At 73.0% G+C, this 10928-nt stretch carries 12 protein-coding genes; 4 read left to right on the top strand and 8 right to left on the bottom strand.

The features are described from left to right. Positions 1 to 10 precede the first annotated feature (10 nt). Complete coding sequence (locus F8R89_RS07505) at positions 11 to 1249, bottom strand: exo-beta-N-acetylmuramidase NamZ domain-containing protein (protein ID WP_151783222.1); 1239 nt, start codon at positions 1247 to 1249, stop codon at positions 11 to 13. A 136-nt stretch (positions 1250 to 1385) separates the two neighbouring features. On the opposite strand from F8R89_RS07505, the gene F8R89_RS07500 reads away from it, so the two are divergent. The 3 genes from F8R89_RS07500 to F8R89_RS07490 are packed head-to-tail and all read left to right on the top strand — an operon-like array spanning position 1386 to position 4453. Next, complete coding sequence (locus F8R89_RS07500; RefSeq protein WP_151783221.1) at positions 1386 to 2159, top strand: SDR family oxidoreductase; 774 nt, start codon at positions 1386 to 1388, stop codon at positions 2157 to 2159. Beyond that, a complete protein-coding gene (locus F8R89_RS07495) occupies positions 2156 to 3820 on the top strand; it encodes a class I adenylate-forming enzyme family protein (RefSeq protein ID WP_151783220.1) in 1665 nt (554 codons plus the stop codon). Before F8R89_RS07500 ends, F8R89_RS07495 begins: the two co-directional genes overlap by 4 nt. A 39-nt stretch (positions 3821 to 3859) precedes the next feature. After that, positions 3860 to 4453, top strand: a complete 594-nt coding sequence (locus F8R89_RS07490) for a TetR/AcrR family transcriptional regulator (protein ID WP_151783219.1) — start codon at positions 3860 to 3862, stop codon at positions 4451 to 4453. Positions 4454 to 4497: 44 nt separating this feature from the next. Here F8R89_RS07490 and F8R89_RS07485 read toward each other — a convergent pair whose 3' ends face one another. From F8R89_RS07485 to F8R89_RS07475, 3 genes are all read right to left on the bottom strand, one after another. Then, positions 4498 to 5712, bottom strand: a complete 1215-nt coding sequence (locus tag F8R89_RS07485) for an acyl-CoA dehydrogenase family protein (protein WP_151783218.1) — start codon at positions 5710 to 5712, stop codon at positions 4498 to 4500. Positions 5713 to 5717: 5 nt separating this feature from the next. Continuing rightward, the gene (locus tag F8R89_RS07480; protein WP_151783217.1) at positions 5718 to 6752 is read right to left on the bottom strand and encodes a phosphotransferase family protein; all 1035 of its coding nucleotides are present in this window, start codon (positions 6750 to 6752) and stop codon (positions 5718 to 5720) included. Positions 6753 to 6917: 165 nt separating this feature from the next. Then, positions 6918 to 7214: a hypothetical protein gene (locus F8R89_RS07475; protein WP_151783216.1), complete on the bottom strand. Its 297-nt coding sequence runs from the start codon at positions 7212 to 7214 to the stop codon at positions 6918 to 6920. A 113-nt stretch (positions 7215 to 7327) separates the two neighbouring features. Here F8R89_RS07475 and F8R89_RS07470 point away from each other — a divergent pair, with 113 nt between their 5' ends. Continuing rightward, a complete protein-coding gene (locus F8R89_RS07470) occupies positions 7328 to 8302 on the top strand; it encodes an NADP-dependent oxidoreductase (protein ID WP_151783215.1) in 975 nt (324 codons plus the stop codon). Positions 8303 to 8516: 214 nt separating this feature from the next. Here the strand turns inward: F8R89_RS07470 and F8R89_RS07465 are convergent, their stop codons facing one another. The 4 genes from F8R89_RS07465 to F8R89_RS07450 form a co-directional block, all read right to left on the bottom strand. After that, entirely contained in the window at positions 8517 to 8849 is a 333-nt protein-coding gene (locus tag F8R89_RS07465) for a DUF202 domain-containing protein (RefSeq protein WP_151783214.1), read from the bottom strand. Further along, positions 8846 to 9238 (bottom strand): YidH family protein, encoded by a 393-nt coding sequence (locus F8R89_RS07460; protein WP_151783213.1) that lies wholly within the window; start codon positions 9236 to 9238, stop codon positions 8846 to 8848. The genes F8R89_RS07465 and F8R89_RS07460 overlap by 4 nt, the downstream gene beginning before the upstream one ends. Before the next feature lie 70 nt (positions 9239 to 9308). After that, positions 9309 to 9824 (bottom strand): NUDIX hydrolase, encoded by a 516-nt coding sequence (locus F8R89_RS07455; protein ID WP_151783212.1) that lies wholly within the window; start codon positions 9822 to 9824, stop codon positions 9309 to 9311. 55 nt (positions 9825 to 9879) lie between these two features. Next, on the bottom strand, positions 9880 to 10782 hold the full coding sequence (locus F8R89_RS07450) for a DMT family transporter (RefSeq protein ID WP_151783211.1): 903 nt from the start codon (positions 10780 to 10782) through the stop codon (positions 9880 to 9882). Positions 10783 to 10928: the final 146 nt, after the last annotated feature.

The raw sequence follows: 10928 nt of genomic DNA, 5'->3' as shown, positions 1-10928 counted from the left end.
GCGCCGGTCCTCACCGGTACAGCAGATACTCCTGGCGGACCCGGCGGAACGCCGCCAGCTCCCGCTGCCAGCCCGCCACCACCTCGTCGGTGTCCGCGCCCGCGTCGATCATCGTGCGCACCTGGGTGGACCCGGTGAGCTTGTCGATCCAGTTGTCCGAGCGCCAGGCGAAGCCGCTCCACGTCCGCTTCGCCGTCACCAGCAGCGCGACGCCGGTGCGCACCGGGTCGAACGCGGCGCGGTCGTGCACATGGAGCTGCACGCCGCCGATGGTCTGCCCCTGGAACTTGGAGAAGGTCGGCGCGAAGTACGCCTCCCTGAACCGCACGCCGGGCAGGTCCAGTTCGTTGACGGCCGCCGCCCAGCGCCCGTCGACGCCGTCCGCGCCGAGGAGTTCGAACGGGCGGGTGGTGCCGCGCCCCTCCGACAGGTTGGTGCCCTCGAACAGACAGGTGCCCGCGTACACCAGCGCGGTGTCCGGGGTGGGCATGTTCGGGCTCGGCGGCACCCAGGGCAGCCCCGAGGCGTCGTAGAAGTCCGCGCGCTTCCAGCCCGTCATCCGCACGGTCTCCAGCGGGACGGGGGTGTCCAGGAACTCCCCGTTGAACAGCAGCGCCAGCTCGGCGACGGTCATGCCGTGCGCCTGTGCGATGGGCTTGCGGCCGACGAAGGTGGCGAACTCCTCGTGCAGGACGGGCCCGAGGGCGGCCCGGCCGGTCAGCGGGTTGGGCCGGTCCAGTACGACGAAACGTTTCCCGGCGAGCTGGGCCGCCTCCATGCAGTCGTACAGCGTCCAGATGTACGTGTAGAAGCGGGCGCCGGCGTCCTGGATGTCGAAGACGACCGTGTCGACGCCGGACGCGGTGAAGACGTCGGCCAGCGGCCGGCCGCTCTTGAGGTAGGTGTCGTACACCGGCAGCCCGGTGGCCGGGTCGTCGTAGCGGCCCTCCGAGCCGCCCGCCTGCGCGGTGCCGCGGAAGCCGTGCTCGGGGCCGAAGACGGCCGTCAGGTCCACCCGGTCGTCGCCGTGCATGACGTCCACGATGTGGCGGACGTCCCGGGTCACTCCGGTGGGGTTGGTGACGATCCCGACCTTCTGCCCCGCCAGCGGCGCGTAGCCGTCCGCCGCGAGCCGTTCGAAGCCGGTGCGCAGGCGTGTGGGGCGCGGTGCCGCCGAGGCCGGGGAGGAGACCGAGGCCGCCGTGGCCGCCGTGGTCGCTGCGAGGAGAGCTCGTCTGGAGAGGCGCATGGGGTGCACCGTATTGCCCGTACGGAGCGCAGGGAAGGTGCCGGAAGCGGGTGGCGCAAGCGCTTGTCCAGGTCTTCCCTGGCACATACCGACCGGTTAGTCTGGCCACGCCAGGAGCCGCAGTCGAAGGAGACCGATGGTGCAAGCCGTGCAGGACGCCGCAGTCGTCGTCACCGGGGCCGGAGGGGGCATCGGGGCCGCGCTGGCCCGGCGGTTCGCGGCCGCCGGGGCCCGGGTCGCCGTCAACGACCTGGACGCCGCGAAGGCCCGGACGGTCGCGGAGGAGATCGGCGGACTCGCCGTCCCCGGCGACGCCTCCGCCATCGTCTCCGAGGCCCGCGACGCGCTCGGCGGCACGATCGACGTCTGGTGCGCGAACGCGGGCGTCGCCTTCGGCGGGGACGAACCCGGCGCACCCCTGGACGAACAGGCGTGGGCGACGTCCTGGGACGTCAACGTCATGGCCCACGTACGGGCCGCCCAGGCCCTGCTGCCCGCCTGGCTGGAACGCGGCAGCGGACGCTTCGTCTCCACCATCTCCGCCGCCGGGCTGCTCACCATGATCGGCGCCGCCCCCTACGCCGTCACCAAGCACGGCGCCCTCGCCTTCGCCGAATACCTGTCCCTGACCTACCGGCACCGGGGCGTCAAGGTCCACGCCATCTGCCCGCAGGGGGTGCGCACCGACATGCTCGACGCCACCGGCAGCGCCGGCGACCTGGTCCTCAGGCCCACCGCCATCGCCCCCGAGGACGTGGCGGACGCCCTCTTCAAGGGCATGGAGGAGGACCGCTTCCTGATCCTGCCGCACCCCGAGGTCGCCGGGTACTACGAGACGCGGGCCGCCGCCCCCGACCGCTGGCTGGCCGGGATGAACCACCTCCAGCAGCGCTGGGAGGAGACCCGATGACCTCCTCGCGCTACGCCGCCAAGCCCTGGCTGGCCCTGCTCAGCGACGCCCAGCGCGCCCCCGTCGCGCCGGACGACTCCCTCGTGCACGGCCTGCGCCGCGCCGCCGCCGAGACCCCCGACCGGGTCTGCCTCGCCTACTTCGACGCGCGTCTGACGTACCGCGAGGTCGACGAGCTCAGCGACTCGGTCGCCGGGCACCTCGCCGCCCGCGGCCTTCGGCGCGGCGACCGCGTGGCGATCCTGCTGCAGAACTCCCCGCACTTCGTGCTCGCCCTGCTCGGCGCCTGGAAGGCGGGCGCGATCGTCGTCCCCGTCAACCCGATGTACAAGTCCGGCGAGGTCGGCCACGTCCTGGCGGACGGCGAGGTCGCCGCCCTCGTCTGCTCCGGCCGCGCCTGGGAGGCGTACCTGCGCGACACGGCGGCCGACTCCCCGGTGCGGATCGTGCTCACCGCCTGCGAGGCCGACCTCCAGACCCGCGACGACCCCCGGGTGATCGGCCTCGACCGCCTCCCCACACCCGCCGGCACCGACGACCTGACGGCCGTGGCCCGCGCCGGGCACCCCGCGCCCGAGGGCCGCGACCCCGGCCCGTCGGACATCGCGCTGATCAGCTACACCTCGGGCACCAGCGGCACCCCGAAGGGCGCCACCAACACCCACCGCAACATCCTGTACAACGCCGAACGGCAGCGGACCGGCCTCGAACTGCCCGACCCGCCCGTCTACTTCGCGCTCGCGCCGCTGTTCCACATCACCGGCATGGTCTGCCAGCTCGCCGCCTGCCTGGTCAGCGGGGGCACCCTCGTGCTCGCGTACCGCTTCGAGGCGGGCGTCGTCCTCGACGCGTTCGCCGAGCACCGGCCGCACTACACCGTCGGCCCCTCCACCGCCTTCATGGCGCTGGCCGCCCACCCGGACGTCACCCGCGACCACTTCGCCTCGTTCAGGATGATCTCCTCCGGCGGCGCCCCGCTGCCGCCCGCCCTGGTGGAGAGGTTCCGGGCCGCCCTCGGGCCGTACATCCGCAACGGCTACGGCCTCACCGAGTGCACCGCCCCCTGCGCCTCCGTGCCGCCCGGCCTCGAAGCCCCCGTCGACCCGGCCTCCGGGACGCTCGCCGTGGGCCTGCCCGGCCCCGAGACGGTCGTCCGGATCGTCGACGACCGGGGCGAGGAGGTGCCCTTCAGCGAACAGGGCGAGATCGTCGTCCGCGGACCGCAGGTGATCCCCGGCTACTGGCGGCGGCCCGACGCCACCGCCGAGACCTTCCCGGACGGCGAACTGCGCACCGGCGACATCGGGTTCATGGACGCCGACGGCTGGCTCTACGTCGTCGACCGCAAGAAGGACATGATCAACGCGTCCGGCTTCAAGGTCTGGCCGCGCGAGGTCGAGGACGTCCTGCACACCCACCCCGCCGTCCGCGAGGCCGCCGTGGTCGGAGTGCCCGACGGCTACCGCGGCGAGACCGTCAAGGCGTACATCAGCCTCCGTCCGGGCGCGGACACCGACCCCGGCGAACTCGTCTCCCACTGCAAGGAGAGACTGGCCGCCTACAAATATCCGCGCCAGGTGGAGATCCTGCCCGACTTGCCCAAGACGGCGAGTGGGAAGATCCTCCGTCGGGAACTGCGTTCCCGTACTCACGACGGATAGACAGCAAGCGGACATCTCGGAAGGGCAGGTGGCGGCACAGTGGCCAGGACGACGGACGGTGACGGTACGCCCGTCCCGCAGCGGCTGCTCGCCGCCGCCACCCGGCTCTTCGCGGAGCAGGGCTACGACCGCACCTCGGTGCAGGAGATCGTGGAGGCGGCCGGCGTCACCAAAGGGGCGCTCTACCACTACTTCGGCTCCAAGGACGACCTCCTGCACGAGGTGTACGCGCGGGTGCTGCGCGTGCAGCAGGAGCGCCTGGACGCCTACGCGGACGCCGACGAGCCCGTCGAGAAGCGGCTGCGCGGCGCCGCCGCCGACGTGGTCGTGACGACCATCGAGAACCTCGACGACGCGTCGATCTTCTTCCGCTCGATGCACCACCTGAGCCCGGAGAAGAACAAACTGGTGCGCGCCGAGCGCCGGCGCTACCACGAACGCTTCCGCGCGCTCATCGAGGAGGGCCAGCGCACCGGCGTCTTCTCCACGGCGACCCCGGCCGACCTCGTCGTCGACTACCACTTCGGCTCGGTCCACCACCTGTCCACGTGGTACCGGCCCGACGGGCCGCTCAGCCCGCAGGAGGTCGCCGACCACCTCGCCGACCTGCTGCTGCGCGCCCTGCGTCCCTGACGGCCTCGTGTGTGCGAGGGCCGGGGCCCCCGCACACACGCCCGCTACAGGTACTTCTTCAGCTCCCGCCGGGCCAGCGACCGCTGGTGCACCTCGTCCGGCCCGTCGGCGATCATCAGCGTCCGCGCCGACGCGTACAGCTCCGCGAGCGGGAAGTCCTGGCTGACGCCGCCCGCGCCGTACAGCTGGATCGCCCGGTCGATGATGTCGACGACCGCGCGCGGGGTGGCGATCTTGATGGCCTGGATCTCGGTGTGCGCGCCCCGGTTGCCGACGGTGTCCATCAGCCAGGCCGTCTTCAGCACCAGCAGGCGCAGCTGCTCGACGGTCACCCGGGCGTCGGCGATCCAGTTGTGCACCACGCCCTGCTGGGCGAGCGCCTTGCCGAACGCCTGACGTGACACCGCGCGCCGGCACATCAGCTCGATCGCCCGCTCGGCCATGCCGATCAGCCGCATGCAGTGGTGGATACGGCCGGGGCCGAGCCGGGCCTGCGCGATGGCGAAGCCGCCGCCCTCCTCGCCGACCAGGTTGCCCACGGGCACGCGCGCGTGGTCGAAGACGACCTCGGCGTGGCCGCCGTGGGAGTGGTCCTCGTACCCGAACACCCGCATCGCACGCCGGACCGTGACGCCCGGGGTGTCCCGGGGGACCAGGACCATGGACTGCTGACGGCGGATGTCCGGGCCGTCCGGGTCCGTCTTGCCCATCACGATGAAGATCGCGCAGTCGGGGTTCATCGCGCCGGAGATGTACCACTTGCGGCCGGTGATGACGTACTCGTCGCCGTCCCGCTCGATCCGGGTGGTGATGTTGGTGGCGTCCGACGAGGCCACCTCCGGCTCGGTCATCGCGAACGCCGAGCGGATCTCCCCCGCGAGCAGCGGCTCCAGCCACTGCTTCTTCTGCCGCTCGTCGCCGAACTGGGCCAGCACCTCCATGTTCCCGGTGTCCGGCGCCGCGCAGTTCGTCGCCGTGGGCGCCAGATGCGGGGAGCGGCCGGTGATCTCGGCGAGCGGCGCGTACTGGAGGTTGGTGAGCCCGGCCCCGTACGCGGCGTCGGGCAGGAACAGGTTCCACAGGCCCTGCCGGCGCGCCTCGGCCTTCAGCTCCTCCACCACGGCCGGGGTGTCCCACGGCGAGGGCAGCAGGGCGCGCTGCTCCTCGGCCACCGCCTCGGCCGGGTAGACGTGCTCGTCCATGAAGGCGAGCAGTTTGGCGCGGAGTTCCTCGGTGCGCGCGTCGAACGCGAAGTCCATGTCCGTCAGCCTTCCTGGATGCCGTCGCGGAGCGTGGTCAGACCGTGCTGGATGAAGACCGGGACGAGGTCGCCGATGCGGTCGAAGCCGCGGCCCACCGTCTGGCCCAGGGTGTAGCGGTAGTGGATGCCCTCCAGGATCACGGCGAGCTTGAACCAGGCGAACGCCGTGTACCAGGCGACCGCGGAGACGTCCCGGCCCGACCGCTCGGCGTACCGCTGGATCAGCTCGGTGGGCGCGGGGTGGCCGGCCGCCTCGGCGGTCGTGGAGACGGGGGAGTCGGGCGTCCCCAGCGGCATGCTGTACATCACCAGCAGGCCCAGGTCGGTCAGCGGGTCGCCGAGGGTGGACATCTCCCAGTCGAGGATGGCCCTGATCCGGTCGTCCGGGCCGATCAGCACGTTGTCCAGGCGGTAGTCGCCGTGGATCACGGTCGGCGCGGGGGAGTCCGGCAGCCGGCGGCCGAGCGTCGCGTGCAGTTCGTCGATCCCGGCCAGGTCGCGGTTGCGGGAGGCGTCCAGCTGCTTGCCCCAGCGGCGCAGCTGCCGGTCCAGGAAGCCCTCGGGGCGCCCGAAGTCCTCCAGGCCCACGGAGGCGGGGTCCACCGCGTGCAGTCCGACGAGGGTGTCCACCAGGGACAGCACGGCGTCCCGGGTGCGCCGCGGCCCGAGCGGGGCCAGCTGGTCCGCGGTGCGGTACGGGGTGCCCTCGACGAACTCCATCACGTAGAACGGCGCCCCGAGCACCTCCTCGTCCTCGCACAGCAGCAGCGGCCGGGGAACCGGCACGCTGGTCGGGTGCAGGGCGCTGATCACGCGGTGCTCGCGCCTCATGTCGTGCGCGGTGGCCAGGACGTGGCCCAGCGGGGGGCGGCGCACGACCCAGCGGGAGGTGCCGTCCGAGACGGTGTAGGTCAGGTTGGACCGTCCGCCCTCGATGAGCCGGCCGGTCAGCGGACCCTGCGCCAGACCGGGCAGCTCGCGCTCGAGCAGGCCGCGCAGCCGGTCGAGATCGAGTCCGGGCGGATGGTCGGGGCTCATCGGTGCTCCTCGGGACGCGTGAACGTGACCCGACTTATGATGCCGACCAGTCGGTATGTAGTCCAGAGGGGCGCCCGAACGTGATCGGACCCACGATAGGGCGGCGGCTCCCGGGCGGAGCGCCGGGGAGCCGTCCGGAGGCGCGTCCCGCCGGGGCCGGTGGGCTCAGTGGTCGTCCCAGTGCCCGTCGTGCGCCGCGTGCCGGTGCCCGTCGTGCAGATAGTCGACGTGATCGCCGTGCAGGACGCTCTCGTGCCCGCAGCCCTCGCCGTGCCGGTGGCCGTGGTCGTCGTGGGCGACGTGCGCCTCGTTGACGCACTCGTCCCAGTGGCCCGCGTGCTCGCGGTGCAGATGCCCGTCGTGCGCGTAGTCGGTGTGGTCGCCGTGCGGCACCGGGGTGTGCCCGCAGTCGGGGCCGTGGACATGCGTGTGGGCGGAGTGTTCGAGGTGCTGGGTGGTCATGGTGCTCACCTTCGCCGGGGGCTGGATCCGTCGGCGCCCAGGCTGCCACGCGAACGGCGCATATCAGGGCATTCCGCTTGCGCGGCGTCCTGCCGCCCCGGAGGGTCGGACCCATGAAGGCCATCAGCTACTCACGCTACGGCGGGCCCGACGTGCTCGCCTACGGGGAGGTCGACGACCCCCGCGTCGGCGCCGACTCCGTCCTGGTCAAGGTGCGGGCGGCGGCGGTGAACCCCGTGGACCTGATGTGCCGCGAGGGTCACCTGGACCAGCTGATCGAGCCCGTCTTCCCGGTGGTGCCGGGCTGGGACGTGTCCGGGGTCGTCGTCCAGCCCGGACCGGCCGTCCCGGAGTTCGCCGTCGGCGACGAGGTCATCGGCTACGTACGCCAGGACGTCCTCGAGCACGGCACCTTCGCCGAGTACGTCGCCGCGCCCGTGCGCACCCTCGCGCGCAAGCCCCGCAACCTCACCTGGGAGGAGGCGGCGGGCCTGCCCCTCGCCGGGCTGACCGCCTACCAGGCGCTGACGAAGACACTCCAGGTCAGACGGGACGAGACCGTCCTCGTCCACGGGGCGTCCGGCGCGGTCGGCTCCCTCGCCGTCCAGCTCGCCCGGCACGCGGGCGCCCGCGTGATCGGCACGGCGAGCGCCCACAACCACGACTTCGTGCGCGGACTCGGCGGCGAGCCGGTCGAGTACGGAGAGGGGCTGGCGGAGCGGGTGCGCGGTCTCGCGCCGGAAGGGGTGACCGCGGCCTTCGACACGGTCGGCGGCGAGGCCCTGAAGGTCTCCGCCAACCTGCTGGCCCCCGAGGGACGCCTGCTCTCGATCGCCGACCCGGACGTCGTCGACTACGGCGGCCGCTACCACTTCACCCGCCCCGACCCCGAGGACCTCCTCCGTCTCACGGAACTGGCCGAACAGGGCGTCGTCTCGGTCCGCGTCGCCCGCACGCTCCCCTTGGAGGAGACGGCCGAGGCCCACCGCCTCGGCGAGGAGGGCGGCACCAACGGCAAGATCGTGGTCACCGTGGACTGGCAGTCGGAGGACCCGATCCCGCCGGGCCTGTGGGAGAAGGAGGACTGAGGCCCGAGGACATGGCTGCTTGCAGTCGTGCCGCTGGGGGCGCGTGGCACGGGCGCAGCCGTGGCCGCCGGGCCCGTCATCTCCACCCAGCTGCGGGCAGTCGTGCCGCCGGGGCGGCACGGGTGGGCGCGGCGGCATCCGCCGGCGCGGCCAGCCGTCCAAGCCGTCCCCAGCCACCGACGGCCTCGGGGGACCCCCTGGGCAGCCCCTCGGCTCACAGCAGCAACCCCACCCCGCACACCGCCAGCGCCACCGTCACCAGCACCGTGGCCGTCGCATGACGCGGGGCCAGCGCCCCGGGCTCGGCGGACGCGGCCAGCAGCCGGATCCGCCGATGGGCGAGCGCCAGGAACCCCAGCCACAGCACACAGCACAGGGCCCCGCCGACCGCCCCGCCCACCGACACCCCACCCCGCAGCGCGCTCTTCGCGGCGAGCACGGCCACCACGGTCGCCGCCAACGTCGTCCGCCGCCACGCCAGCCGCGTCCGCTCGGGCTGCAGCCCCGGATCCCGTACGGCCGTGCCCGCCGCCGGCCCGGCACTCACGTGTCCCACCCGACGAGCACCACGAACACCATCGCCACGGCCACCAGCGCGACCACGACCCCGAGCAGCGCCGGGAACCGGGACACCGGAAGGTCCTCGCCCCGCCGCATGGCCCGCTCGCAGCGCACCCAGTGGTTGACGGCCCGCAGCGCGCACAGCACCCCGGCCGCGAGCAGCGCCAGCGCGAGCCCGACGCGCCAGCCCCAGCGCAGGTCGGGCAGGAACTGGTCCACCGCGAAGCCACCGCCGACCAGCGCGAGCGCGGTCCGCAGCCAGGCGAGGAAGGTGCGCTCGTTGGCCAGCGAGAACCGGTAGTCGGGCGTCCCGCCCTCCCGCCGGACCTGCTCCGGCGCGAACCACAGCCGGACGTTGCGCACGAACTCGATCACACGCCCGACCCTAACCGGGCCCGGCCGGACGAGCCCGGCCGGTGCCGCCCGCCCCTCAGCCGCCCACGCCTCAGCCACCCGCCCGGTGCGCCCGCAGCCGCTCGTACGCCGCCATCCCGTCCGGCACCCACGGCCACTCCGGCAGCCGGCGCTCCAGCTCCCCGTCGGTCAGGAAGCCATGCCAGGCGACCTCCTCCACCTGCGGTTCCACCGGCAGTGTGCAGCGCACCTCGTACACCGCCGACCACCAGGTCTGCCCGGCGCCGTCGTCGTAGAGGAACTTGAAGAGGAACACCGGCCGCGGCAGCCCGCTGACGCCGAGTTCCTCCTCGGCCTCGCGCAGCGCCGCGTCGTCGTACGACTCGCCCGCGCCGACGACCCCGCCGACGAACATGTCGTAGTGCGAGGGGAAGACCAGCTTGGTGGGGGTGCGCCGGTGCACGAAGAGCCGGTTCTCGGCGTCCCGGGCCTCGATGAAGACGCAGCGGTGCCGCAGCCCCCGGGCGTACGCCTCACCCCGCGGGGCCTGCCCGACCACCCGGTCCCGCTCGTCGACGATGTCGAGGATCTCGTCAGCAGCACTCATAGGGCCCCATCCAAGCAGGAGGGGGCCCTGTGCACGCGATCGGCAGGTGCTGCGGTCAGCTCAGCGGAGCCGGGACCACGGCCGTGGTGCGCTTGGCCTGCTGGGCGCCGCAGGGCATGGCCTGGTGGGTGCCGAGCAGGATGATGCCGACGACGATGCCCGCGAGGCCCGCGGACTCCCAGGCCAGCGCGCCCGGGTCGGTGCGCAGCCGGTCGCCGAGGAAGCCGACCCCGCACAGGATGCCGGCCAGCGGCTGGGCCGCGGTCAGCGCGGGCAGCGACATGCGCAGGGACGCCGTCTCGAAGGCGCTCTGGACGAGCACCAGCCCGGTCAGCCCGAGCGCGACGATGGCGTACGGCTGCCAGCTGGTCATCACCGAGGTGAGGCCGCCGTCCGCGAACCGCTCCCCGGTCATCCGCGTCAGCGCGTCCTGCACGCCGTACAGCAGGCCCGCGGCCGTGGCGAGCAGGGCCGGGCCGGCGTTGAGCCGTGAGCGCTTGGCGTACCCCGTCAGCAGCAGGGCCGCCCCCACCATGACGCCGATGATCAGCCACTGCCGGAACGAGTCGCCGCCGGCCGAGCCGCCCTGGGGCTGCCCCGCCATGATGAACGCCGTCACACCGCCCGCGAGGAGCGCGAGGCCGGCCCAGCCCTGGCGGCCCAGGGGCTGCTTGGTCTGGCGGCGCGAGAGCATCAGCGCGAAGAGCAGGTTCGTGGCCAGGAGCGGTTCCACGAGGGAGACCTCGCCCTGGCCCAGCGCCATCGCGCCGAGGGCCATGCCGACCACCATGAGACCGATGCCGCCGAGCCACCGGGGGACCTTCATCAGGTCGAGCAGCAGCCGCGGGGAGAGGTAGTCGTTGAGCGGTGCCCGCTGGGCGACGTTCTGCTGGAGCACGAAGCCGAAACCCAGACAGGAGGCGGCGGCGATGGCGAGTATGAGGATCTGGAGCGACACGCTGCGTACCTCGATCATCCTGCCGGGGGAGTGGGACGGGGTGCGTAAAGGCCGACTGTAGCGACCTCAGGCCCGGCATGCGCGTCCTACGAGTGTGCGCCACCGAGTACCCCGTTGCCATGACCTACGCCACACAGACTCAACAA

The organism is Streptomyces sp. SS1-1, from assembly GCF_008973465.1.
In the GTDB taxonomy this organism is placed as follows: Bacteria; Actinomycetota; Actinomycetes; order Streptomycetales; family Streptomycetaceae; genus Streptomyces.
Note: the sequence above shows the minus strand (reverse complement) of the source record. Positions and strands in the feature narration are given on the sequence as shown.